This window comes from Mesorhizobium sp. 131-2-1 (assembly GCF_016756535.1).
In the GTDB taxonomy this organism is placed as follows: domain Bacteria; phylum Pseudomonadota; class Alphaproteobacteria; order Rhizobiales; family Rhizobiaceae; genus Mesorhizobium.
On the sequence record NZ_AP023247.1, the window covers coordinates 5,993,472 to 6,018,941 of the forward strand.

18 protein-coding genes are annotated in these 25,470 nt (G+C 65.0%); 8 read left to right on the forward strand and 10 right to left on the reverse strand.

Annotated features, from left to right (window positions below; all coding sequences use genetic code 11):
* Positions 1–46 precede the first annotated feature (46 nt).
* Positions 47–4,009, forward strand: a complete 3,963-nt coding sequence (locus JG743_RS29040; protein ID WP_202295569.1) for a PAS domain S-box protein — start codon at positions 47–49, stop codon at positions 4,007–4,009.
* 255 nt (positions 4,010–4,264) lie between these two features.
* Here the strand turns inward: JG743_RS29040 and JG743_RS29045 are convergent, their stop codons facing one another.
* Positions 4,265–6,223, reverse strand: coding sequence for an acetoacetate--CoA ligase (locus JG743_RS29045; RefSeq protein ID WP_202295572.1), 1,959 nt, complete (start codon positions 6,221–6,223; stop codon positions 4,265–4,267).
* Between the two features lie 263 nt (positions 6,224–6,486).
* On the opposite strand from JG743_RS29045, the gene JG743_RS29050 reads away from it, so the two are divergent.
* On the forward strand, positions 6,487–8,343 hold the full coding sequence (locus JG743_RS29050; RefSeq protein WP_202295575.1) for an AsmA family protein: 1,857 nt from the start codon (positions 6,487–6,489) through the stop codon (positions 8,341–8,343).
* A gap of 17 nt (positions 8,344–8,360) precedes the next feature.
* On the opposite strand, the gene JG743_RS29055 is transcribed toward JG743_RS29050, so the two are convergent.
* The 7 genes from JG743_RS29055 to JG743_RS29085 all read right to left on the reverse strand — a co-directional run bounded on the left by JG743_RS29055 (position 8,361) and on the right by JG743_RS29085 (position 16,617).
* A complete protein-coding gene (locus tag JG743_RS29055; RefSeq protein WP_126056450.1) occupies positions 8,361–9,179 on the reverse strand; it encodes an ABC transporter permease in 819 nt (272 codons plus the stop codon).
* Positions 9,176–10,147, reverse strand: a complete 972-nt coding sequence (locus tag JG743_RS29060; RefSeq protein WP_202295578.1) for an ABC transporter permease subunit — start codon at positions 10,145–10,147, stop codon at positions 9,176–9,178. Before JG743_RS29060 ends, JG743_RS29055 begins: the two co-directional genes overlap by 4 nt.
* 9 nt (positions 10,148–10,156) lie before the next feature.
* Complete coding sequence (locus tag JG743_RS29065; RefSeq protein WP_202295581.1) at positions 10,157–11,296, reverse strand: ABC transporter ATP-binding protein; 1,140 nt, start codon at positions 11,294–11,296, stop codon at positions 10,157–10,159.
* 233 nt (positions 11,297–11,529) lie between these two features.
* On the reverse strand, positions 11,530–12,627 hold the full coding sequence (locus JG743_RS29070; protein WP_202295584.1) for a polyamine ABC transporter substrate-binding protein: 1,098 nt from the start codon (positions 12,625–12,627) through the stop codon (positions 11,530–11,532).
* Between the two features lie 358 nt (positions 12,628–12,985).
* On the reverse strand, positions 12,986–13,948 hold the full coding sequence (locus tag JG743_RS29075) for a DMT family transporter (protein WP_202295587.1): 963 nt from the start codon (positions 13,946–13,948) through the stop codon (positions 12,986–12,988).
* Between the two features lie 170 nt (positions 13,949–14,118).
* The gene (locus JG743_RS29080; protein WP_274608507.1) at positions 14,119–15,021 is read right to left on the reverse strand and encodes a DUF2167 domain-containing protein; all 903 of its coding nucleotides are present in this window, start codon (positions 15,019–15,021) and stop codon (positions 14,119–14,121) included.
* 150 nt (positions 15,022–15,171) lie between these two features.
* Positions 15,172–16,617, reverse strand: coding sequence for a helix-turn-helix domain-containing protein (locus JG743_RS29085; RefSeq protein ID WP_202295591.1), 1,446 nt, complete (start codon positions 16,615–16,617; stop codon positions 15,172–15,174).
* A 250-nt stretch (positions 16,618–16,867) separates the two neighbouring features.
* Here JG743_RS29085 and aceA point away from each other — a divergent pair, with 250 nt between their 5' ends.
* From aceA to JG743_RS29100, 3 genes are all read left to right on the forward strand, one after another.
* Positions 16,868–18,157: an isocitrate lyase gene (gene aceA, locus JG743_RS29090; RefSeq protein ID WP_202295594.1), complete on the forward strand. Its 1,290-nt coding sequence runs from the start codon at positions 16,868–16,870 to the stop codon at positions 18,155–18,157.
* A 65-nt stretch (positions 18,158–18,222) separates the two neighbouring features.
* Positions 18,223–18,465: an SMc00767 family acetate metabolism repressor gene (locus JG743_RS29095; RefSeq protein WP_127287374.1), complete on the forward strand. Its 243-nt coding sequence runs from the start codon at positions 18,223–18,225 to the stop codon at positions 18,463–18,465.
* Positions 18,466–18,785: 320 nt separating this feature from the next.
* Positions 18,786–19,175 carry a response regulator gene (locus JG743_RS29100; protein ID WP_244673233.1) on the forward strand — a complete coding sequence of 130 codons (390 nt, stop codon included), beginning with the start codon at positions 18,786–18,788 and terminating at the stop codon, positions 19,173–19,175.
* A 38-nt stretch (positions 19,176–19,213) separates the two neighbouring features.
* On the opposite strand, the gene JG743_RS29105 is transcribed toward JG743_RS29100, so the two are convergent.
* Positions 19,214–19,957 carry an HAD family hydrolase gene (locus JG743_RS29105; protein WP_244672960.1) on the reverse strand — a complete coding sequence of 248 codons (744 nt, stop codon included), beginning with the start codon at positions 19,955–19,957 and terminating at the stop codon, positions 19,214–19,216.
* Positions 19,958–20,093: 136 nt separating this feature from the next.
* On the opposite strand from JG743_RS29105, the gene JG743_RS29110 reads away from it, so the two are divergent.
* The 3 genes from JG743_RS29110 to JG743_RS29120 all read left to right on the forward strand — a co-directional run bounded on the left by JG743_RS29110 (position 20,094) and on the right by JG743_RS29120 (position 24,099).
* Entirely contained in the window at positions 20,094–21,527 is a 1,434-nt protein-coding gene (locus tag JG743_RS29110; protein ID WP_202295599.1) for a glutamine synthetase family protein, read from the forward strand.
* A 127-nt stretch (positions 21,528–21,654) separates the two neighbouring features.
* Positions 21,655–22,941: an NAD(P)/FAD-dependent oxidoreductase gene (locus JG743_RS29115; RefSeq protein WP_202295602.1), complete on the forward strand. Its 1,287-nt coding sequence runs from the start codon at positions 21,655–21,657 to the stop codon at positions 22,939–22,941.
* A 282-nt stretch (positions 22,942–23,223) separates the two neighbouring features.
* Positions 23,224–24,099, forward strand: coding sequence for an SH3 domain-containing protein (locus JG743_RS29120; RefSeq protein ID WP_202295605.1), 876 nt, complete (start codon positions 23,224–23,226; stop codon positions 24,097–24,099).
* A 6-nt stretch (positions 24,100–24,105) separates the two neighbouring features.
* Here JG743_RS29120 and JG743_RS29125 read toward each other — a convergent pair whose 3' ends face one another.
* Positions 24,106–25,401: a Mur ligase family protein gene (locus tag JG743_RS29125; RefSeq protein ID WP_244672961.1), complete on the reverse strand. Its 1,296-nt coding sequence runs from the start codon at positions 25,399–25,401 to the stop codon at positions 24,106–24,108.
* Between the last annotated feature and the right edge of the window lie 69 nt (positions 25,402–25,470).

A 25,470-nucleotide genomic window follows, 5' to 3' on the forward strand; every position in this document is an offset into this window, starting at 1 on the left:
ACAAAGCGTTAACTCAAATTCCCCGCCGGAGGGATTCGCCAAGCGCATGCCGCCCGAAAACTACTCCTTCCTCGACGTTGCCGTGCTCGATGCGGTCCGCCAGCGCTTCGCCGCCGGCGATGCGATCGCCATATTGTCGGCCGACCTCGAACAGGTGATCTGGGCCAACGGCCCCGGAGCGGCGGTGTTCGGCTATCCCGACATCGAGGCCATCATCGGCGCCTCGGCGCGACTGCCGCTGATCGCCAGGCGCCAGATCATGGCGACCAGCGGCTTTCCGCAGATCGGTAGCGACCGGGCCATCACGCTGCGGCTGGCGACGGGAATGGTGAGCCGCGCCGTCGGCTTCCTGGCCAGCGCGGTGACGATGCCAGACGGCGAGAATGCGATCCTGCTCACGGTGCCCGCGGCGCAGACCGGGTCGCGCAGCGCCGCGGAGATCGCCAGCCGCGCCATCGGCGGCTTCACCGAGGACGGTCATTTCATCGCCTTCATCGACGCCGCGGGCAAGGTGGAGGCCGCCTCCGATGGTTTTGCGGCGCTGGGCATCCTGCCCGAGACGCTGGCGGCGCTTGTTGCGGACGTGGCCGATGACAGCGACCGGATCGTCAAGCGCCTGGTTCCGGGCGGCACCAATTCCTATCCAGCCGGCCTGGCGCGGCTGACCGACACGCGCCACCTTCTGGTGGTCATTGACGAAGCCCAGCTCGACGACGAGTTGCCGGGTGAGCCGGGGACCGACGCTCCGGCAGCCGAGGCATTGGAGGCGGAGCAGCCTTCCGCTGCCCAGGAGACAAGGCAGGAAGCTGCGCCCACGACCACGGACGCGACGGCCGAGCCCACGCCGGTGTTGGACAAGAACGTAGCCGCCCCTGCTGGCGACCCAGTTGCCGGTCCGGCTGGACAAAGCCCGAAAGCGGCGGTGGGCGACCGGGCGACGGCCAGCGAGACGCAGCCGCAGCACGACCATTGGTACTTCAATGCCGGCGGCGACGAAGCACGGCATCAGGACCGCGTATCCGGCAAGGCCGAGGCGGCGGAGCCGGTGTCTCCAGCCGAAGCGCCTCGGCAGGCCGCTGCCGCGTCAACGGCCACGCCCGCCGAACGGACGATCGATCGGTCGGCGCCGCCGCTGCGCTTCGTCTGGCGCACCGATGCTGACGGCAAGTTCAGCGCATTGTCGCCCGAATTCGCCGAGATCGTCGGCAAACCGGCCGCCGACGTGATCGGCCGCCGCTTCAAGGACGTCGCCACCACTTTCGGCCTCGATGCCTCGGGCGAGATCGCCGGCCTGCTCGAACGTCGCGACACCTGGTCCGGCCGCTCGGTGCTGTGGCCGGTCGCCGGCACCGATCTCAAGATACCGGTCGACCTGGCGGCGCTGCCGGTCTATGGCCGCAGCCGCGCCTTCGAGGGTTTTCGCGGCTTCGGCGTTGCCCGCGCCGGCGACGCGGTCGTCGATCCGGAAGCCATCGGCATGGCGCTTGTCCCCAATGGCGGGCCGCTTGCCAATGGCGAGCCGCCGGCGCCGAGCGAGCCGGCCGTCGAGGAGGCCGTCGCGGAAGCGCCGAAGCCAGCCGACCCGTTCAAGGGCGAGGTGCCGGCGCTGACCATCGTGCCGAAGCCGGAGCGGCGCTTCGCCGACAAGGTGATCCGGCTGGCCGAACACCGGCAGCCGGCCAACGACAAGGGCCTGTCGACGCTGGAGCGCAGCGCTTTCCGCGAGATCGGCGAGCGGCTGAAGAAGGACAGCTCCGCTGCGTCCGAGCCACCCCCTGCCCCTCGGCCCGTCGCCGGGGAAACGAAACCCGCCAGCCCAGCCGAGACCGAACAGGCCGACCGGTCTGTTTTGCCCGAGACTTCGGCGGATGCCGGTGCAGCGCCGCCTACTCAGGGGGCCGCCGAGCCATCGGCTGAGCAGCCTGACGCCGCACGGCAGCCGGCGGCCGAGACCAAGGACGGCAGCAGCGCGCCAGTGAGCCCGGAAGCGGCCACGGCGCAAGGCGATGTGGAACCGGCGGAGCCGCAGGAGAACGACGCCGAGGACGAGCGCGATCTGGCGCGCCTCGACGGCGTACTGGAAGAGATTGCCGAAGAACCTTCCGCCGGCCAGCCCACCCCGCCTCCCTTCTCACGCTCGCTGCTCGACTATGCCGGTCGTGACGACCAGACCGACCCGGTTGGCGAAAGCAGCGACGCCGCGCCGGTTGCCGGACCGGGCGAAACGCCGGCAACGGCCGCGGAGTCCGTCGATAGCCGGCCCGATAGCGTCGGGACACCGTCCGACGACGGCGCCGGCGACGACAGCATGACCGCGGACGATTTCCGCGATGCCGAGGACAGCGAGGACTGGGTAGCGTCCGGCAAGGACGACGCCTCCCCCAACGATGCCGGGCCCGCCGATGCAACTGCGCCCGCGGCCGAGCGGCCGCGCCTCAAGGTGCCGCCGCTCCGGCTCGACGGCTTCGTGCCGTCGGCTTTCTCGACCGGCGAGGAAACCAAGGCACCCGACACCTCCATCCTCGGCAAGCTGCCGGTGCCGCTGCTCATCCACTCCGGTGACGCGCTTCACTACGCCAATGACGAGTTCCTGCGCCTGACCGGCTACGACACGCTCGACGAGCTGACCGACGCCGGCGGGCTCGGCGCCCTGTTTGCCGATCCCTATTCGCAGTCCGAAGACGGCGCCGCCGACGAAAGCGACCGCGCGCTCAGGCTGAAGACGCGCGACGGACAGGAGTTTCCGATCGACGCCATTCTGCGCTCGGTGCCGTGGCGCGCCGGCAAGGCACTGATGCTGGTGGTGCGCCGTTCCGGCGAGGAGGAAGCGGCGCCTGCGCATTTCAGCGCCGCCAATGACGAGCCCACCCAGCAGCCGGACATTTCCGAGCTGAAGAGCCGCATCGCCGAAATGCGCACCATCATCGATACCGCCACCGACGGTGTGGTGCTGATCGGCCGCGACGGTAACATCCGCTCGATCAGCCGGCCGGCGGAAGCGCTGTTCGGCTTCGACAGCGACGAGGTTGCCGGCAAGCCCTTCGCCTCGCTGTTCGCCATCGAGAGCCAGCGCGCGGCGCGCGACTATCTGGGCGGGCTGTCCGAACCTGGCGTGGCCAGAGTGCTCAATGATGGCCGCGAGGTGATCGGGCGCGAGTCGCAGGGGCGCTTCATTCCGCTGTTCATGACCATCGGCCGGCTGCCCAGCGACAGCGGCTTCTGCGCCGTCGTGCGCGACATCACGCAATGGAAGCGGGCCGAAGAAGACCTTACCCAGGCGCGCGCCGTGGCCGAGCGCGCTTCCTCGCAGAAGACGGATTTCCTGGCCCGCATCAGCCACGAGATCCGCACGCCGCTCAACGCCATCATCGGCTTCTCGGAACTGATGGTGGACGAGAAGTTCGGCCCTGTCGCCAACGACCGCTACCGCGACTATCTGCGCGACATCAACCGGTCGGGCAACCATGTGCTCGATCTCGTCAACGACCTGCTGGACATTTCGAAGATCGAGGCCGGTCAGCAGGAGATGGATTACGAGGCGGTGTCGCTCAACGACACGCTGGCCGAAACGGTGGCGATGATGCAGCCGCAGGCCAACCGCGAGCGCGTCATCATCCGCTCCAGCTTCGCCTCGCGGCTGCCGGAAGTGGTGGCCGACCTCAGAAGCGTGCGCCAGATCGCCCTCAACGTCCTGTCGAACGCCATCCGCTACACGCAGGCCGGCGGCCAGGTGATCGTGTCCACGGCTTACGAAACCTCAGGCGACGTCGTCATGCGCGTTCGCGACACCGGCATCGGCATGAGCCAGGCCGAGATCGAGCAGGCGCTGAAGCCGTTCAAGCAGATCAACGCGCTGAAGCGCGGACGCGGCGACGGCACCGGCCTCGGGCTGCCGCTGACCAAGGCGATGGTGGAAGCCAACCGGGCGCGGTTCAGCATCACCTCGACGCCGGGCGAAGGCACGCTGGTGGAAGTTGCCTTTCCCTCGACCCGCGTGCTCGCCGAATAGCGGCTGGCCGCCAGGGAAAAAGAAAAGGCGTCCAACAGGACGCCTTAGGTATTGGGATTGCTGTCACAACGGGGGCTTGAGCGAATCTGAACCTCAGGGGACGAGGAACGGGATTTCTCCCTCAAGTTACATGCGACTATCGACGCCGTCCCTTAACAAGTTCTTACCGGGCCGCCAAAAAATTTACGAATGTGTACCACTCGTGAAATCTAGGTAAATTCGTCCGACATTTTTCGTTAACCGTAGCGGACATGGTTAGTCGGCAAGCTGCGGCAGGTTGCGGAACAGTTCCAGCGCTTCCGGATTGGCGAGCGCCTCCTTGTTCTTGACGGCGCGGCCGTGGACGACGTCGCGCACAGCGAGCTCTGTGATCTTGCCCGATTTGGTGCGGGGAATGTCGGTGACGGCGACGATCTTGGCCGGCACGTGGCGCGGGCTGGCGCCGCTGCGGATCTTGGCGCGGATGCGTTTTTCCAGCTCGGCGTCCAGTTGCACGCCCGCGGCCAGCCGCACGAACAGCACGACGCGAACGTCATTGTCGAAATCCTGGCCGATGCACAGCGCCTCGAGGATTTCCGGCATCTGCTCGACCTGGTTGTAGATCTCGGCCGTGCCGATCCTGACCCCGCCCGGATTGAGCGTCGCGTCGGAGCGGCCATGGATGATCATGCCGCCATGCGCCGTCCATTCGGCAAAGTCGCCATGGCACCAGACATTGTCGAAGCGCTCGAAATAGGCGGCCCTGTACTTCTTGTCTTCCGGGTCGTTCCAGAAACCGATCGGCATTGCCGGAAAGGCCTTGGCGCAGACCAGTTCGCCCTTTTCCTGCCTGACCGGCCTGCCGTCGTCGTTCCACACATCGACGGCAAGGCCGAGCCCGGGCCCCTGGATCTCGCCGGTCCACACCGGCTCGATCGGCACGCCGAGCACGAAGCAGGAGACGATGTCGGTGCCGCCGGAGATCGAAGCCAGGTGCACGTCCTTCTTGATGCCGTCGTAGACGAAGCGGAAATCCTCCGGTGACAGCGGCGAACCGGTGGACGAGATGGTGCGCACGGTCGAAAGATCGTGCGTGCCGATCGGCGTGAGGCCGGCCTTGCGCACGGAATCGATGAATTTCGCCGAGGTGCCGAAATAGGTCATCTTCTCGGCGTCGGCGAAATCGAACAGCGCATTGCCGTCCGGATAGAATGGCGAGCCGTCATAGAGCAGCAGGGTGGCGCCCGAGGCGAGACCGGAGACCAGCCAGTTCCACATCATCCAGCCACAGGTGGTGAAGTAGAACAGGCGGTCGCCATCGAGCAGGCCGGCATGGAGCCGATGTTCCTTGACATGCTGGATCAGCGTGCCGCCGGCCGAATGGACGATGCACTTCGGAATGCCGGTCGTGCCGGAGGAGAACAGGATGTAGAGCGGGTGCGCGAACGGCAGCCGTTCGAAGCTTACGGGCTTCGCGGCGAAGGAAGACAAGGCGCCCTCCAGGGCATCCGCCCTGTCGACGGTCGCGGCGACGTCGGCCGAGGTGCCGAGATAGTCGACGATCAGCACCTTGCGGACGCTCGCAAGCTTGGCCGCCACCGCCCTGACCTTGTCGGCGACCTCGATCGCCTTGCCGTTGTACCAGTAGCCGTCGGGGGCGATGAAGACCACCGGCTCGATCTGGCCGAAACGGTCGAGAACGCCCTGCTCGCCGAAATCAGGCGAACAGGACGACCAGACGGCGCCGATCGAGGCGGCGGCCAGCATGGCGGCGACTGTCTCCGGCATGTTCGGCATCATGGCGGCGATGCGATCGCCCTGCTTGACGCCAAGCGACCGGAAGAGCTGCTGCAGGCGCGAGGTCAGGGCGTTGAGCTCGTTCCAGGACAGCCGCCGCTCGACCTTGTCCTCGCCGCGGAAGATGATCGCCTCCGCGGACCCGGTTTTCTTGAGCAGGTTCTCGGCGAAATTCAGCCTGGCATCGGGAAAGAAGGTGGCGCCCGGCATCCTGTCACCGTCAAGCAGCACGCGTTCTCCCTTGTCGCCGACGATACCGCAAAAATCCCAGACCAGGCCCCAGAACGCCTCGCGGTCGTCGATCGACCAGTGGTGAAGCTCGGCATAGGAGGAAAGGGCCGTACCCGACTTCGCCGCCGCGGCTTTCATGAAGGCGGTCATGGGCGCCGCGTCGATCTGCTCTTGCGTCGGCGTCCACAAGGCGGTGTCGGCGGCCATGCTCGTTCTCCCAAAAACGCGTCGCGTTTGCGGCAGTTAAGCCCAACGCCGCGTACGTCGTTGTCCCAAAACCGGCACGCAATTTCGGGCGACGGTCGGTGCCACGCTTATGCATACCGCAGCGCAGCAGAGCAAGATTTTGTTCGGCCGGCATCTCTAGAGTGTGCGCAAATGCCATCGCCGGGCCATAAAGACTTGAAATGCGTCAGCGCTGGGTTACACCCGTCGGGCGATTTGTCGGCAATGGAAGCATATAGGGCGATATGCCATCATCTTTGATCCGGCGCGGAGTGTGGGCGATCGGCGTTGCCGTGCTCGTCATCGCGCTGGTCGTCGCCGCCCTGCCGCTGATCGCCTCGACCCGCATCGTGCGCGACCGCATTGCCTGGGAGATGAGCGCCTGGAGCGGCTTCAGGGTCACCATCGACGGCTCGCCGCGCATCGAGGTCTGGCCGACCTTCCGGGCCATCCTGACCGATGTGACGCTTTCTCAGTGGACCGAGACCGACGCGCCGCCGGTGATCGAGGCCGAACGGGTCGAGGTCGATCTTTCCGCGATGGCGGCCCTGCAAGGCGACGTCGTGTTCTCCACGGCGCGGCTGGTGCGGCCGACGATCAGGGTCCAGCGCACCGCCAATGGCCTTTTCCTGCCCGCCATCCCGACCGGCGGCCGCATCACACGCTCGATCGACACAGCCCGTGGCGTGGTCAGCGCTGACCCGGCCAAGCCCGACCTCAGCAAGCTGCCGGCGGATCCCTTCGGCACGGTAGAGTTCAGGGACGGCCGCGTGGTGGCCTCGCTCGGCGGCAAGGACCAGGAGATCCTCAGCAGCCTGACCGGCCAGGCGAACTGGGCGGCGATGAACAGCAACGCGACGCTGACGGCGACCGGGATCTGGCGCGGTGAAAGCGTCGCCGTCGACTTCGCGTCGCCGAAGCCGCTGGTGCTGTTCGCAGGGGGCGCGGCCCCGGTCACGCTCTCCGTCAAGGCAGCGCCCGCCACCTTCTCCTTCGACGGCGTGGCCTCGATGTCGGACAATGCCTATTTCGACGGCCAGGCGAAATTCGCCGCGCCCTCGCTGCGGCGCGTGCTGGAGTGGTCGCAGGCCGGCATCGCGCCAGGAGCTGCGATCGGCTCGGTCTCGGTGGCCAGCAAGGTGACGGCGGCGGCCGGCCGGGTGAAGTTCGAAAACACCACCTTGGCGCTCGACAACAACCCGGGAATGGGGGCGCTCGACTTCTCCTTCGGCGAAGCGCTGCCGGTCATCTCCGGCACGCTCGCCTTCGATACGCTCGACCTCAGGTCGTTCCTCTCGGCCTTCACGCCGCTGGCGCCAACCGGCGAAGTGGGTCCCGGCGAGATCGACACCAGCTTCGCCGACAAGATCAATCTCGACCTGCGCGTGTCGGCGGCGCATGCCACGGCAGGACCGGTGCAGCTTGCCGACGTCGCCGCCACGGCGCAGGTCAAGAACGGGCTTGCCGTCTTCGACATTTCCGACGCCTCCGCCTTCGGCGGCAACATCCAGAGCAGCCTGCGCTTCGACCGCAAGCCCGAAGGCACGCAGGTCGAGATCCGGCTTCTCGCCTCCGACGTCGATGGCGGTGCCTTCGCCACGGCGGCGGGGATGACGAGACTGGTGCCTGTCGGGACGGCAACCGTCTCGGTCATCCTCAAAGGGCCGGGCAGATCCTGGAACTCCATCTTCGAAAACGCCGACGGTTCTGTCTCGGCGACCGTCGGGCCGGGCGCGCTCACCGGGCTAAACCTGCCGGCCTTCCTCAAGCGCACCGAACAGGGCGGCTTCTTCGCGCTGGACGACGTCGCCGACGGAACGCTGCCGATTGACGGCGCCGAGATCAAGGCGAGCATCTCCAAGGGCGTGGCCCGGCTCGACAAAGCCGAAGCCAATTCGGCGAAATCCAAGATCTGGCTGTCCGGCATCGCCTCCTATGCCGGACGCGGGCTGGCGCTGTCGGGCGGCATCGTCCAGCCGGACCAGCCGGCGGCGCAGGCGAACGGGCAACCCGCGCCGCCCAAGCAGTCGACCTTCTTCGTCGGCGGCACCTGGAGCACGCCGTTCATCTCGCCGATCAGCCGCGGCATTTCCGGCGAGTAATTTCGCGCTTGCCTGCTCTAGCCTCGCTGCGCGGCCTGCTCGTCGCGCTGGCGCTGGACCTCGCGGCGCTTGTTGGCGACCGAGGCGATGATGACGCCAACGGCGACGACCGCGATCAGGATGGTGCAGGCAGCGTTGATTTCCGGCGTCACCCCAAGGCGAACCTGGCTGTAGATCTTCATCGGCAGCGTCGTGGCGCCCGGCCCCGAGGTGAAGGAGGCAATGACCAGATCATCGAGCGACAGCGTGAAGGCCAGCATCCAGCCGGAGACGATCGCCGGCAGGATGACCGGCAAGGTGATGTGGAAGAAGGTCTTCACCGGCGGCGCGCCGAGATCCATCGCCGCCTCCTCCAGGGAGCGGTCGAACGAAACCAGCCGCGACTGGACCACTACGGCGACGAAGCACATGGTGAAGGTGATGTGGGCGAGCGTGACGGTGAGGAAGCCGCGGTCGAGGCCGACGGCGACGAAGAGCAGGAGCAGCGAAAGGCCGGTGATCACCTCCGGCATGACCAGCGGCGCGAAGACCATGCCGGAAAACAGGATCCGTCCCCGGAAGCGCGTGTAGCGCGTCAAGGTGAGGGCTGCGAGCGTGCCAAGCACGGTGGCGACGGTGGCCGAGATGACGCCGACACGCGCCGTCACCCAGGTCGCGTCCATCAGGCCCTGGTTGTGGAACAGCGAGACGTACCATTTGGTCGAGAAGCCGCCCCAGACGGTGACCAGCTTCGATTCGTTGAAGGAAAACACGATCAGAAGCACGATCGGCAGGTAGAGGAAGGCAAAGCCGAGCACGACCGAGGTTATGTTGAAGCGGCTCCAGGTGGTGTTCATCTGCCCTGCTCCTGAGCGCGCGCCTGGGCCTGCTGGAAGAGCATGATCGGCACGATCAGCAGCAACAGCAGGATGACGGCGACGGCCGACGAGATCGGCCAGTCGCGGTTGCCGAAGAATTCGTTCCACAAGGTCTTGCCGATCATCAGCGTCTGCGAACCGCCGAGCAGGTCGGGAATGACGAACTCGCCGACCGCCGGGATGAACACCAGCAGGCAGCCGGCGATGACGCCGGGCAGCGACAGCGGGAAAGTGATTTTCCAGAAAGCGGTGATCGGCGGGCAGCCTAGATCCGTCGCGGCCTCGATCAGCGAGTTGTCCATCTTTTCCAGCGACGAATAGAGCGGCAGCACCATGAACGGCAGGTAGGAATAGACGATGCCGATGAAGATTGCCGAATAGTGGTTGAGAATGAGCAGCGGCTGGCTGATGACGCCGATGCCAAGCAGGAATTCATTGAGCAAGCCTTCCGGCTTTAGGATGCCGATCCAGGCATAGACGCGGATCAGGAAAGAGGTCCAGAACGGCAGGATGACCAGCATCAGCAAGGTCGGGCGGATCGCCGCCGGCGCACGTGCCATGCCGTAGGCGATCGGATAGCCGACGATCAGCGTCAGCACGGTCGAGACCGCGGCGATGATGACGCTGGTGACATAGGCGTTGAAGTAGAGAGCGTCCTGGGTCAGCCAGACATAGTTGTCGAAACTGAGCTCGCGGAACCCAGTGAAGAAGCCGGAAACGCCGTCGCTGAAGTCAAGCACCGGCGTGTAGGGCGGCATCGCGATCGCCGTCTGCGAGAGCGAGATCTTGAAGACGATGACGAACGGGATGAGGAAGAAGAACAGCAGCCAGAGATAAGGGACGATGATGACCAGGCGACCGATGAAGGCCGAGCCCAGCCTGGCCAGCGGGGATTTGGCGGCATCGGCTGCCGGCGAGGTTGTTGCGGCGGTTGCGGCGCTCGACATGATCGCCCCCTACCGCGTCAGCACGACGCCGGCGTCGGGCCGGAAGGAGACCCAGGCGCGGTCGTGCCAGGTCAGCGGGTCCTCGGTGATGCGCGAGGCGTTCAAGGCGCTCGCCCGCACCATCTGCCCGTCGTCGAGCCTGACGTGATAGACGGTCATGTCGCCGAGATAGGCGACGTCGTAGACTTCGCCTTCGAGTGCGTTGACGGCATCCGCCGGCTTCTTTGACGAAACCTTGATCTTCTCCGGCCTGATGGCAAAGACGATGTCGGCGCCGGCCGCGGTATCGCCGCCATTCTCGACGACGATCTGGGCTCCGGTCACCCCGGTGATGCGTGTCGTGTTCGCCGCCCGCTCGGCAACCTTGCCCTCGAACATGTTCACGTTGCCGACGAAATGGGCGACGAAGCGGGAGGTGGGGGCTTCATAGACTTCCGCCGGCGTCGCAACCTGCATGACCTCGCCCCTGTCCATGATGGCGATGCGGTCGGCCATGGTCATCGCTTCTTCCTGGTCGTGGGTGACGACGACGAAGGTGAGGCCGAGCTCCTGCTGCAGGTCCATCAGTTCGAACTGCGTTTCCTCGCGCAGCTTCTTGTCCAGCGCGCCGAGCGGCTCGTCGAGCAAGAGAACCTTCGGGCGCTTGGCGACCGAGCGGGCGAGCGCGACACGCTGGCGCTGGCCGCCCGACAATTGGTGCGGCTTGCGCTTGGCGAACTGCTCGAGCTTGACCAGCTTCAGCATCTCGGCGACGCGCCTTTCGATGTCGGGGGCTGGCATGCCCTCCTGCTTGAGGCCGAAGGCGATGTTCTTCTCCACCGTCATGTGCGGGAACAGCGCATAGGACTGGAACATCATGTTGACCGGCCGCCGGTAGGGCGGGATGCCGCGCAGGTCCTGGCCGTCGAGCAGGATGCGCCCGGCGGTCGGCTCCTCGAAGCCGGCGAGCATCCTCAGCAGCGTCGACTTTCCACAGCCGGATGCGCCGAGCAGCGCGAAGAACTCGCGCTCGAAGATGGTCAGCGACAGGTTGTTGACGGCGGTGAAGTCACCGAACTTCTTGGTGACATTGTCGAACTGGATATAGGGCTTGGCGTTCGGATCGTTCCACGGCGCGAAGTCCCTGCGGATGCTGCCAAGCGATTTCATGTCCCCACTCCGTCCTGTTTTCTTCCCCAAGGAGTGGTTCGGCTCTCGATAGAACCGTCGAACCGCTCCGGATATTTTCTACGCAATTCCGGTCGGAAAACCGCTCCGCGCTTTTCCTGGAATTGCTCTTCTTTTCTACGCAATTCCGGACGGAAAACCGCTCCGCACTTTTCCTGGAATTGCTTTAGGCGACGCGACCCCGGCGGCCAGGCGCCGGGGTCGTGCCAGGTCGCCTACTGGCCGGTGACGATCTTGGTCCAGGTCCGCGTGATGACGCGCTGGGTCTTGGGATCGTATGGCTGGACGGTGTAGAGCTTCTGCAGGGTCGCGGCGTCCGGATAGATCGCCGGATCGTCCAGGATCGCCTTGTCGACGAATTGCTGCGAGGCCTTGTTGCCGTTCGCGTACAGCACATAGTTGGACGATTTGGCGATCACTTCCGGCTTCATCATGTAGTTGAGGAACTCATGCGCCTCGGCGACATGCGGCGCATCGGCCGGGATCGCCATCTGATCGAACCACATCTGGGCGCCTTCCTTCGGCACCGAATATCCGATCTCGACGCCCTGCTTGGCCTCGACGGCGCGGTTGCGCGCCTGGAAGACGTCGCCCGACCAGCCGACCGCCAGGCAGATGTCGCCGTTGGCCAGCGCGTTGATGTATTCGGACGAATGGAACTTGCGAATATACGGCCGGACCTTCAGCAGCGCCTCCTCCGCCTTGGCGATGTCGTCGGGCGAGGTGCTGTTCGGGTCGAGGCCGAGATATTTCAGCGCCGCCGGGATGATGTCGGCCGGCGAATCCAGAACATAGACGCCGCAATCCTTCAGCTTGGCCAGTGTATCCGGATTGAAGAACGTATCCCAGCTGTCGATCTTGTCGGAGCCGAGGGCCGCCTGCACCTTCTTGATGTTGTAGCCGATGCCGACGGTGCCCCACATGTAGTTGATCGAATACTCGTTGCCGGGATCGTATTTGGCGGTACGCTCGAGGACGGTGTCCCACATGTTCGACAGGTTCGGCAGCTTCGACTTGTCGAGCTTCTGGAACACGCCGGCCTGGATCTGGCGGGCAAGGAAGTTGCCGCTGGGCACGACGACGTCATAACCGCTGCCGCCGGCCAAAAGCTTGGTTTCGAGGATCTCGTTGGAATCGAACGTGTCGTAGACGACCTTGATGCCGGTTTCCTTGGTGAAATCGTCGATAATCGAACTGTCGATGTAGTCGGACCAGTTGAAGACGTTGACGACGCGGTCTTCGGCGTGGCCGCCGATGGTGAAAAGCGTCAGGAATGCCGAGGTCGCCGAAAGCCAGAGCGCTTTGCGGGTCATGCTGTTCTCCTTTGGTGAGTGTTCCGTCGCCAATCCGTCGCGGCCTGCGCGCGGTTGGGCATTTGCTTCAGATTATTGAGCTTTCCAGAGAGCGACAAGCGCGAACGGCCGGCAGCGCGGCGGTCCGGTACAAGGCCGATGAAAGCTTTGGGCCGTTGCCGTGGCCTGGGGGATGTGCCGACGTCGTCAGAGGCTTTCGCCATGGCGCGGGCAGGGATACGACGATGTGGTCCGGTTCCGATTGGACCGGCATTGAGACTTGGCAAGATACGCCTGTCTTGTTGTTGCCGTGCCCCTAGCCTGCCCGCCCGGCGGCGACGTTGTCAATGGCTCATCGCGCTTTGGCTTGTGCGCTGCATCAATTAGGGGATGGCAGTCCGGTGACGCCCGGCCGCTCGGGGCGCGCCTGGCGCTTGAACTCGAGCCCGATATGGACGAGCAGCGCCGTGACGACGACCGTGCCGCCGATAATGGTGCGCGCCGACGGCACCTCGGAATGCACGAGCCAGACCCAGATCGGGCCGAGGATCGGCTCGAACGTGCCGAGCAGCGCGGCGATCGCCGCCGGGACAAGGCGGGCGCCGGTGGCGAAGAAGGCGAGGCCGACGCCGAGGTTGAGGACGCCGAAGGCGAACAGGAATGCCATGTCGCGGCCGGAAACGGCGAATTCCGATGCCTGGGTGGCAGCGAATGCGCCGGCGAGCAGCGCGCCCAGGCAATTGGCCGGCGTCATGCGCACATGGGCGAAGCGGCGGGTGATCACGGTGGCGATCGAGAACATGCAGGCGATCAGCAGCGCCAGGCCGTCGCCGACCGGAGACACGGCGCCATCGAGCGATTCCGAGACCATTATGGCGACGCCGGCGATGACGGCGGCGATCGCCACCCAGGTCGCCGCCGCCACCCGCTCGCGAAACAGCACCCAGGCAAGCAGCGCCGCCAGCAGCGGCACGCCGGCCTGCATCAGGAGGATGTTGGCGACGGTGGTGTAGGAAAGCGCCACGATGAAGGAGGTCGAGGCGGTGGCGAAGCAGACCGCGACGGCAAGGCCGGGCAGGCCCATGTCGTAAAACAGCCTTGCCGTGCCCCGCCAGCCATCGCGCCAGACCATGAAGCAGAGCAGGAAGGCCACCGCCCAGAGCGAGCGCCAGAACACGATCGTCCAGTTGTCGGTGATATCGATGAAGCGGGCGATGGTGCCGCCAAAGCTCCACATCAGCGCCGACAGGAACACCAGCAGCATGCCGAGTCGCTCGTCGCCAGGCGAGATGGCTGGGCGCGGCGAGGCGGCAGGCGAAGCGGGCGATGCGGCGTCGGTCATGGTTGCGACTGTCGGCGATTTCGGGGCGGCACGATGCGCGATGGGCGACAGAAATGCGCCGCATTCGCCTAGCGCATCGGCGGCTGCAAGACGTGATCCAGCCGCGCATTCCGTTTGGCGCACTGGGGCACCAGCGGGAGCAACAGGTCCTGCCCGGGCCGATATCCCGGTTAGGAGGAGGCGTCGCGGTTGCGTCGAATGAGCCGCCAAAGGCCGGCCAGGGGGACCAGCAGAATCACGCCGAACTTCTTCAGCGCAATCAGCGCCACCGCCAGCAGGCCCGCCTTCGCCGCCAGCTTGCCGGCAATGAGACCGCCGATACCGACGGCGGCGACGGTGTCGAAGCCTGGCCTGAAATCGACATACTTCTTGCCGGGGCTGAAGGTTGCGAGGCCGAGAACCTCGTCCAGGCTTTGCCTGATCTCCGGCAGTTGCTCCACCGTGGCAATGTAGCTCATCACGAAAACACCCTCCCGGCCGAGAAAGCGCACATCGTAGTTGAGCGTGTGGACGGCATCGGTTCCGAACTGCAATTCCTTGGCCCAGTGCAGACGTTTGTTGACGGCATCGTAGACCGGCGGCGAGGCCCACCCGATCAAGGTGACGGGCGGAAATCCGTCCTTCACCCTTTGATCGTTGGCGGACAGGGTGTCTTCCTGCATGCCGCGCAGCAATTCGGCGTAGTCGATGGACGCGGCGTCGCTGTCATCGACATAGCCGATCTTCTCCCAGCGCAGCTCAATGCCCCAATTGTTCTCGGCGATGGGATCAAGGCTGGCCGGGAAAATCATACCAACGGAGTCGGCACCGGCATCTGGCGGATTGCCCCAGGCCTCGGTCAGGACAGAGGCCGTGTCCTTCTTGTCCAGGAAGTAAAACTTGCCCTTGAGGTCGAGGTGCACGCCTTCGGCGAGATCAATCGCTCCGGTCCTGGGCTCGATCTTGTCGAGGAACGCCTTGCCGGCATCATTGTACTGTTGGTACGATTTGAAGAATTCCGAGGATTTCTCCGCAAATACGGGTGAGGCCGAAAGGGCAAGCGTCAGCCCGAGCCAAAAAACCGTCCTGTTCATCGCCGACCCCCAGCCCTGCGCAATTCGTTTTTGATATCGCGGAGCCGATGCTTAATCAATATTGCCGTCGGCAATATTGTGTAGAGAAGTCTCCGTTTGTTGTTTTTGCGAGAGCGGTTGAACTTCCCCGACCGGCCAGCGGTACCTGCGTCACTGGAAATCGAAGGCGCTAAGGCCGGTCACCATCTCGTCGAGGCCGAGCGGCCGTGTCACCGGCGGCTCGGCGCGCGCCAGGCAGCCGATGCGCTCACAGAGCCGGCAGGCAGGCCCCACCGGCGTGGCAGTGGCGACGCCCTGCCCGGCCTTGCCGCCCGCCGTCCCCGGAAGGGCGCCGCCATAGACGATCTCGTCGCGGAAGCCGATGTCGCAGCCGATCAGCAGCGCCGTGCGGCGCGGCCGCTCCGAGAACGCGCCCTGCGGCCCCTCGAGCGTGCGGGCGATGCAGAGGAATTCGGCGCCGTCTGGCATTTCCACCGCTTCGACCAGGATCTGGCCGGGCTGGGTGAAAGCGGCGTGGACCGGAAGCTTCGGACAGCCGCCACCGAAGCGGCTTTGCGGAAAGCCCTGGCTGCCCGCCTTGCGGAAGCGGTTGCCGGCATTGTCGACCTCGAGCATGAAGAACGGCACGCCGGAGAGGCCGGGACGCTGCAGCATGGTCAGTCGGTTGGCCGCCTGCTCGAAGGACACGCCGAAGCGCGAGCGCAGAACGTCGATGTCGTAGCGGGCGCGCAGCGCAGCGGCATGGAAGGCCTGATAGGGCATCATCAGTGCGTGGGCGGCGTAGCGGCCGAGCTCGAAGCGGGCGAGCCGGCGGGCCTCGTCGGTGGTCAGCTTGAGCGCTTGGATCTCGCCGGCGACCGCGACCGTCATGCGGATCAGCGAGGCCTCCATTGCCACCTCGCGCAATTGGTCGAATGGCGACAGCCGCTCGGACAGGAACAGGCGCTGCGAGTGGCGGTCGTAGCGGCGGCGCCAGTTCGGCATGGTGGCCACCGGCAGCACCTTGACGACGATGCCGTATTCGCGCCTCAGCCAGGCTTTCAGCGCGCCAAACAGATCGTCGCCGGGGTCGAGCAGCGCGGTGAAGGCCTCGGCCTCTTCCTCCAGCGCGGCGAAATGGTTCGGCCGGCGCTCGAAGATCTCATGCACCTCGTCGACCGGCAGGCGGGCGCCGGACAGCGCGGTGGCGCGGCCCTCGCGCGCCAGGAGCTCGTTGAGATCGGAAAGCCGCTCGGCCTGCTCTCGATAGGCGCGGAACAGTTTCACCATCGCGGCGGATGCATTGGGGGCCGCTTCGGCGAGCTCGATCAGCTCCTGGTCGCCTGGCAGTTCGGCCGACAGCAGCGGGTCGCCGAACACTTCCTTGAGCGCAGAGATCGACCCCTTCGCCTCGCCCTGCAATTCATGCGGATCGACCTTGTAGACCGAGGCCAGCCTGAGGATCAGCTGCACCGTCAGCGGCCGCTGGTTACGCTCGATCAGGTTGAGATAGGACGGCGAGATGCCCAACCCCTCGGCCATCGCCGTCTGGGTCAGGCCCTTGGCGTTGCGGATGCGGCGGATGCGCGGCCCGGCAAAGATCTTCTGGTCAGCCACTCAAATCCATCCTTGACAGGAATTTACACGATTTGGCCGCGCTACTCTTGGCGGAGCCTTTTACAATCGTGACAAATTTACAGCGCTCGTCAGTCAAACGCAACACTGATTTTCCCTTATTTTCCGACGAAAGGTGCGGTTTTTCTGGCGTGTTTCGCAGTGCGGTGTAAATGATGTCACACACCGACGGCGCACAACTCCCATGGCGCGACGTTTCCGAGAACCGGCATCGAATGAACTGGAGTATCCAATGACCGATTTTTACAACCTTGTCCCATCCGCGCCCGAAGGCCGCTTCGATGGTATCGAGCGGCCCTATTCGCCGGAGGATGTGAAGCGGCTGCGCGGCTCGGTCCAGATTCGCCAGAGCCTTGCCGAAATGGGCGCTAACCGGCTGTGGAAGCTCATCCACGAGGAGGACTTCGTCAACGCGCTCGGCGCCATGTCGGGCAACCAGGCGATGCAGCAGGTCAGGGCCGGGCTGAAGGCGATCTATCTGTCGGGCTGGCAGGTCGCGGCCGACGCCAACACCGCGTCCGCCATGTATCCCGACCAGTCGCTCTATCCGGCCAATGCGGCGCCGGAGCTGGTCAAGCGCATCAACCGCACGCTGCAGCGCGCCGACCAGATCGAGACATCCGAGGGCAAGGGGCTTTCGGTCGACACCTGGTTCGCGCCGATCGTCGCCGATGCCGAGGCCGGCTTCGGCGGGCCGCTCAACGCCTTCGAGATCATGAAGGCGTTCATCGAGGCGGGCGCCGCCGGCGTCCACTACGAGGACCAGCTGGCGTCGGAGAAAAAGTGCGGCCATCTCGGCGGCAAGGTTCTGATCCCGACGGCGGCGCATATCCGCAACCTCAACGCGGCGCGGCTCGCAGCCGATGTGATGGGCACGCCGACGCTGGTCGTGGCGCGCACCGACGCCGAGGCGGCGAAGCTTTTGACATCGGACATCGACGAGCGCGACCAGCCCTTCGTCGACTACGATGCCGGCCGCACGGTCGAGGGCTTCTACCACGTCAGGAACGGCATCGAGCCCTGCATCGCGCGCGCCATTGCCTATGCGCCGCATGCGGACCTCATCTGGTGCGAGACCTCGAAGCCCGACCTGGCGCAGGCCAAGAAGTTCGCCGAGGGCGTGCGCAAGCATCATCCGGGCAAGCTGCTTGCCTACAACTGCTCGCCGTCGTTCAACTGGAAGAAGAACCTCGACGACGCGACAATCGCCAAGTTCCAGCGGGAACTCGGCGCGATGGGCTACAAGTTCCAGTTCATCACGCTGGCCGGTTTCCACCAGCTCAACTTCGGCATGTTCGAGCTGGCCCGCGGCTACAAGGCGCGACAGATGGCGGCCTATTCGGAATTGCAGGAGGCCGAATTCGCTGCCGAGGTCCACGGCTACACCGCCACCAAGCACCAGCGCGAGGTCGGCACCGGCTATTTCGATGCGGTCTCGATGGCGATCACCGGCGGCCAGTCCTCGACCACGGCCATGCATGAATCGACCGAGCACGCGCAGTTCAAGCCGGCAGCGGAGTGAGCTGCCACAAAAGACGACCAACAGAGGAAACGCCCGAAGGGGCATAGGACACAAGGAGAAGACCAATGGCATCGATAAGCCGCGTCAAGGAAAGGGCCGAAGAGCAGTCCTCGGCCATGAGCGTCGACCAGCAGGCGACCATCCGCATGCTGGCCAATGATCTGCACAGGCTCAACCAGTCGGTGATGAAGGCGGTCGAGGCGGGCGTCTCCGTGGAGCTGGTGCGCTCGGCCAGGCATCACGGCGGCGACGGCAATTGGGGCGATCTTCTGATTCCGGTGATCGTCACCCAACAGAGCCATAGCTGACCGGACCTCACCACGCGATCGGTCGCGCAATCGTCGAATTCTGTCTCGCCCGCGCGGCAACGCGCGGGCGACTTGCGTTTTGCACAGCCCGGCCACTACTGCCAGGAATAGAACTTGCACTAAATTTTAGCTTTTCTTGCTATATTCCGGATGTTAGCCATTTCAGCTTGACACCAGCGGCGATCTCACGCCAATTGTCCCTCAGGTTTCAACCCTGCATTGAAACAGAGACGAGTGCCCGCCCGCACATGAGCCCCAGCAATCGCGAGACCAGGACTGATAGACATTTGAATCTGGAAGGCCGCGGCGGTGGCGCCGAGATGCTGACCGATTTTTCTCAGGTGCTGGTCGTCGGAAAGTCGCCGATAAACCGCGTCGTGGTGTCGAAAATCGTCGAGAAATCAGGACTGAAGCCGATTTCCGAATCGCCTGAAACGGCGGTGAAAGCCTTGCGCGGCCTCATTCCCGGCGCGATCGTGCTCGACGGCGGCGCCGACAACAAGGACTGCGATGCGCTGATCTCCGGAATAGACGCGCTCAGGCGGTTTTCGGGCAAGGCATTGCCTTCGGTGATCCTGCTTTCAACCAAGACTGGCACACCGGAGAGCCTGGGCCTCTCGAGCGTGATCGATGTCGTGGTCGCCAAGCCGATCACTCCCGAGAGGCTGCAACCGGTGATCGACCGCCTGATCGGGCTAGGCCGCGGCTAGCGGAAGCCGGATCCGCCGGTTCGAACGCGGCGGCACCGTCAGCCCCTCGAAACGATGCTTTCAATCAACGTCGGCAACTCGCCGAGATCGGCGATCTGGCGGAAACGCGGCGCGGCCTTCGGCGGCTCGACATGTTCGAGCACCCAGGTCAACTCGTGCGGCACGTGCACGCCCCAGCCGCCGGCGTCGATGACCGGAACGACATCGGATTTGAGCGAGTTGCCGACCATCATGCTTCTCTCCGGCCCGTCGCCATGGTGGCTGAAGATGCGGGCATAGGTGGCCGCGCTCTTGTCGCTGACGATCTCGACGGCGTCGAACAGGTCGCCGAGGCCCGATTGCGCCAGCTTGCGTTCCTGGTCGAAGAGATCGCCCTTGGTGATCAGCACCAGGCGATAGGCGCCGGCCAGTTTCTCCACCGTCTCGCGCGCATGCGGCAGCGGCTCGATCGGATGGCTGAGCATCTCGCGGCCGGCGGCAAGGATTTCGGCGACCACCGATCCCGGCACGCGGCCTGCGCTGATTTCGATCGCGGTTTCGATCATCGACAGGGTGAAGCCCTTGATGCCGAAGCCGTAGACGGCAAGGTTGCGCCTTTCCGCCTCTAGCAGCCGCGCCGAAATCTGCTCCGCCTCGCCATGCTCGGCCAGCAGTCCCGCGAAGCGCCTCTCGGTCAGGCGGAAGAACTGCTCGTTCTGCCACAGCGTGTCATCGGCATCGAAGCCTATCGTCGTCAATTCATGGCCGGCCATGGCTGTCCTGCGTCCGGTGTCCGAGGTCATCGCATTTCGCGAGACGTCGAACCTAAGCCCGCCGCCGCGAATTTCAACCGCGGCGGCAATCGCACAAGGGGCTCCCCTTCCCTTCCATCGCCGGCCCCGGCTATACTTCACCATCCGCAACCCAATCTGGTGATTGATGCCGCCTGAAAAAAAGGAAGTCCGTCCGTCTAGCCGCGGAGGACGTACCCGCACGCCTGCCTTCTTGAAGAACCAACGCGGCGTGAAGAACTGGAAGGAGGCCAGCGCCTGGCTGGAATGGCGCGGCATCGAGGACATCGAATGCATCACGCCCGACCAGGCCGGCGTTGCCCGCGGCAAGATGATGCCGTCGAAAAAGTTCACCTCCAACACCTCGCTGGCGCTGCCCTCGGCGGTGTTCATGACGACGATTTCCGGCGGCTATCCGGAGGACGGCAACGGCTTCCACTATCCGGAGGATGACGGCGACCTCAAACTTCTGCCGGACCTGTCGACACTGACCGTGGTGCCATGGGAAGAGGATCCGACGGCGGCGGTGATCTGCGATCTCGTCCACCAGGACGGCCGCTCGGTCGAGTTCACGCCGCGCAACGTTTTGAAGCGCGTGCTCGCGGCCTACGCCGATCGCGGGCTGAGGCCAGTTGTTGCGCCCGAGATCGAGTTCTACCTGGTGCGCAAGAACCCCGACCCGGACTATCCGCTGACGCCGCCGGTCGGCCGCTCGGGGCGGCCGATCGGCGGCGGCGCCGGCTATTCGATCGCCGGCGTCAACGAGTTCGACGAGCTGATCGACGACATCTACCATTTCTCCGAGCGGCAGGGCCTGGAGATCGACACGCTGATCCACGAGGAAGGCGCCGGCCAGCTCGAGATCAACCTGCGCCACGGCGATCCGATCGAGCTCGCCGACCAGGTGTTCATGTTCAAGCGCACCATCCGCGAGGCGGCGCTGAAGCATGAGATCTATGCCACCTTCATGGCCAAGCCGATCCAGGGCCAGCCCGGCTCGGCCATGCACATCCACCAGTCGATCATCAACAAGAAGACCGGCAGGAACATCTTTTCGGCCGAGGACGGCTCGGAAACGGACGAGTTCTTCCACTTCATCGGCGGCATGCAGAAGCATGTGCCGAACGCGCTGGTGATGTTCGCGCCCTATGTCAATTCCTACCGCCGGCTGACGCAGGCGGCCTCGGCGCCGGTCAACAACAAATGGGGCTACGACAACCGCACCACGGCCTTCCGCGTGCCGCGCTCGGACCCGGCGGCGCGGCGCGTCGAAAACCGCATCCCTTCCTCCGATGCCAATCCCTATCTGGCGCTGGCGGCGTCGCTCGCCTGCGGGCTGATCGGCATGATCAACAAGGTCAAGGCCGAGCCGCCGGTGCTCACCACGGCCAATGAGGACGAGATCGACCTGCCGCGCGGGCTGCTCGAAGCCGTCGACCTGTTCGAAGGCGACGAGGAACTCGGCGCGATCCTTGGCAAGTCGTTCACCGCGACCTACGCGGCGATCAAGCGGGCAGAATTCGAGACCTTCATGGAAGTGATCAGCCCGTGGGAGCGGGAGTATCTGCTGCTGAATGTGTGAGCGGCGGCTTCGCCCGCGTGAATGGTGAATAGTGAATGGTGAGTAGTGAGTAGTTTCATATTGGACGGGTGAACGAAGGCAGCGCTTTCTCACAGCCATTCACTATTCACCATTCACCGGCGTTCCCATGCTTTACCAATCCCCCATCTCCCCTGGCCGCTCGTGGTACGAAGACACGGCGGGACCCAGACCGGAATACCCAACCCTTGATGGCGACAGTACCTGCGACGTCGTCATCGTCGGCGGCGGCTTCACCGGCCTGTCGGCGGCGGTACATCTGGCGAAGGCCGGCAGCAATGTCGTGCTTATCGAGGCGCACCGGCTTGGCGACGGCGCTTCGGGGCGCAATGGCGGCCAGCTCGGCACCGGTCAGCGCGCCTGGGCCGAGGAACTGGAGGCAGAATACGGTCTTTCCCGCGCCAAGGCACTGTTCGACCTGGCAGAGGAGGCCAAGGCGCATCTGCTCGAATTCGCTGCCGTCAACGGGATCGAGATCGACTACATGCCGGGCCAGCTGTCGGTGGCGCACAAGCAGCGCTATGTCGACGACTACAAGGCGCATGCCGAGATCATGGCAAGCCGCTTCGGTTACCCGCACATTTCCTTCATGGACGCGAAGGAGGCGGCCGAGCGGGTGGGCTCGACGCGCTATTTCGGCGGCACACGCGACACCGGCACCGGCCATATCCACCCGCTGAAGCTGGTGATCGGCACAGCGAAAGCAGCCGCCGAGGCCGGCGCGCAGCTGTTCGAGCGGACGCCTGCGACCGGCATCGTCTCCAGCGGCGGCAAGGTGCGGGTCACGACGCCGAAAGGCACGATCACCGCCGAGAAATGCCTGATCGGCGTCAATGCCTATGGCGGCGCGCTCGAGCCCGTCAGCGCCGCGCACATCATGCCGATCGGCTCCTTCATCGGCGCGACGGTGCCGCTCGGCTCGGGCTCCAAAGTGTTACCCGGCGGCGAGTCGGTCGACGACTCCCGCTTCGTCGTGCGCTACTTCCGCAAGTCGAAAGACGGCCGGCTGCTGTTCGGCGGACGCGAGGTCTACGCCGTCAACGATCCGAAGGACATCCACATCCACATCCGCCGCCAGATCGCGGAGCTCTATCCGGAGCTGAAGGATGTCGAGATCACGCATGGCTGGGGCGGCTATGTTGGCATCACCGTGCCGCGCAAGCCGTTCGTGCGCGAAGTGATGCCCAATGTCATCTCCGCCGGCGGCTATTCCGGCCACGGCGTCATGCTGTCGAACTTCTTTGGCAAGCTCTATGCCGAGACGGTGCTGGGCAATCGCGACCGGCTGAAACTGATCGAGGACCTGAAGGTCCCGCCCTTCCCCGGCGGCCGGCGTTTCCGCGCCCCATTGTTGTTCCTGGCGCTCAGCTGGTTCGCCCTGCGCGACCGGATATGACGCAAGGGAAGCTCCCGCTGCAGCGAAGATACCGGCTATCCCGCTGATTCCATTCGGCTGTTCGTGCCGCCGCGACATGTTGCAGAATCCTTAACAAGAGCGCAGAATTCTCGCCAAGGGCGCACTGATGCCACAATCGCCGGCAAAAGATGCGGGTTCTGGGCTACCAAACGGGGACTTCCGCGGGCCTGCCCGCTTGTGTTTTTGGGACCGATGCCGATCACCGCCGGACCTCCGGCACCGATCGAAAGAACGTCGGCCCGCCTATTGGAGGTGGTGAGAGTGAACGAGCCCTTCAGTTTCGGCGCGCCGGAACGACGGCGCTTTGCAATGCAGTTCGGTTATGACATGCGGCCCTCGTTCTGGCAGGGCGTGCGGTCAAACTCGCATCTGGTGATTGCCGCCGTCGGCACGGCCGCGCTGCTTGGCGTGGCTGGGATTGCGCTATGGCTGGCACTGCCTGGCAGCGACCGGCAAGCGATCGCAAGCCCGGCGCAGAGCGTCCCGACCATCCCGGTCAAGACAACCAAGATAGCGCCCGCCACCGCGAACGCGACGGCGGTCGCCGCCGCGCCGCAGGCGGCGCGCAAGGCCGACGCGGTGTCGCCCACCGTGGCCGCCAAGGAAGCCAAGATACCGGCATTGGCGTCCAATGATCCACGCTGGACCGCCCCGGGCGCCGAGACCGCGTCCAACGCCGGCCCATCCGACAAGGTGGCGAGCCAACAGAGCGAAGAGGCCGCCAAGCCGGCGGATACGGCGTTCGCCGAACCGGCAGCACAATCCGACGCCTCGGCCTTGCTGTCCAAGGTGGCCGCGCCCAGCGCGGCGCCGGCGAAGGATGATGCGGCGCCCAAGGATAATCCCGACGGTGCTCAAACCGCCGCCATTCCCACGCCAAAACCGCAAGTATCGCAGGCGCAGCCATCGACAGGCGACGACGCCACGGCCGAGCCGCAGAAAGTGAGCGCGGCCGGCACCGGGCGCATCCTGCGGGCCGTCACCATGCGGACCGGACCGAAGAAGAACGCGGCCGCGATCCTCACCGTGCCCGCCAAGACGTCGGTGCAGGTGATGAGCTGCAAGCAATGGTGCCAGATCGTCTACAACGGCAAGCGTGGCTGGATCTACAAGACCTACGTTAAGACCGGCGCCTAAGGAACCTCACCGCCGCCGGTCGGCCATCAGCAGACTGCGAAGCCACTGCCATCCCTGTGCTCGCCTGCGCCTTCTGACGTGGTCGCGGTGTTCCTCGAACGGCACTTCGAACAGGCCGCATCCCTGGCATCCGGACCTTTTTCCGCAAACCGGGACCCAGCATTTGACATCGTGGGTCCAGGCGAGGGCGATCCTCTCGAGGTGAAGATTGGACGAGCTCTTGATCAAGATCAGTTCGCCCGCCACCGCCGTCCGCTTGATGTGGTCGGAGACCTCCCTGGGCGTTCGCAATTCGACGAACCGGCCGCCGTCGCGGTCGGCCTGGCCGGCGCCGGAGCGATGCGCGTTGTCGCCGACATAGATCACCTGGTCGGCGATCTCGCGCTCGGCGTTGTAGGCGTCACGGTACTTTCTGGTCGAACCCGCATAGTCCGAGATCTGGCCGAGAACGATGCGTTTTCCGGCAACCTTGGCCTTGGCCACCATGTCGAAGGCGAGGCTGATCGAATGCCAGGGAGCCTTGGCGGAATCGACCAGGAAATGCGGACCGCCATCGGTGACGAGCACCTGACAGCGATTGGCCAAAGGCTGAAACGTCGCCACGCGCGCCGCGACTTTTTCAGGCGGCACGCCAAGCTCCAGCGCGGTGGCCACCGCCGCCGCCGTCGGCAGCCATAGGTACTCAGCCGGGAAGCGTGTCTTCAGGTCGAGCGTGCCGCCACGCCACCGGATCTTGAGGCTCAGGGGTTCGGGATAGGCGGCCCGCGTGTCGGTGACACAATAGTCGGCACCATCCGTCAGGCCGAACGTGACGACACGATGCCTGGCGCCGGAAGCCATGCCGAGCACATGCGGATCGTCGGCGTTGAGCACGGCAAGACCGCCCGGCCGCAGCGCATCGACCAGGGCGCGCTTCTCCAGGGCGACGTTCTCCAGGGTCCTGAAACTGGCGAGATGTTCGAGGCGGACCATGGTGACGACGGCCACATGCGGCTTGAGCAGTTCCGCCATCGGCCTGATGGTGTCGACGCCATAGGCGCCTGCTTCGAACACGACATAGTCGACCTCGCCCGCTTTCCACATGCGCCTGTAGAGCATGCTGGCCAGCGCATCGATGGCGTTGGCGAGAACCTGCGTGTAGGTCGGGCCATGGCTGGCCAAAATATGCCCGAGCAACGCCGCCGCCGTCGACTTGCCGGAACTGCCGGTGACGCCGATGAAGGTCGCCTTGCTCTTCGGTCGGGCGCGCCTCGCCCTGTAGAGCTTGTGGCGATGCCACAGGCTCTTGCGAATCTTGCGCAACCGGGCTTTCATCGCATGGCTACCCTGCCCCCTCGACAAGCCTTATGCCGTTCTCGGGCGGCTCGTCAA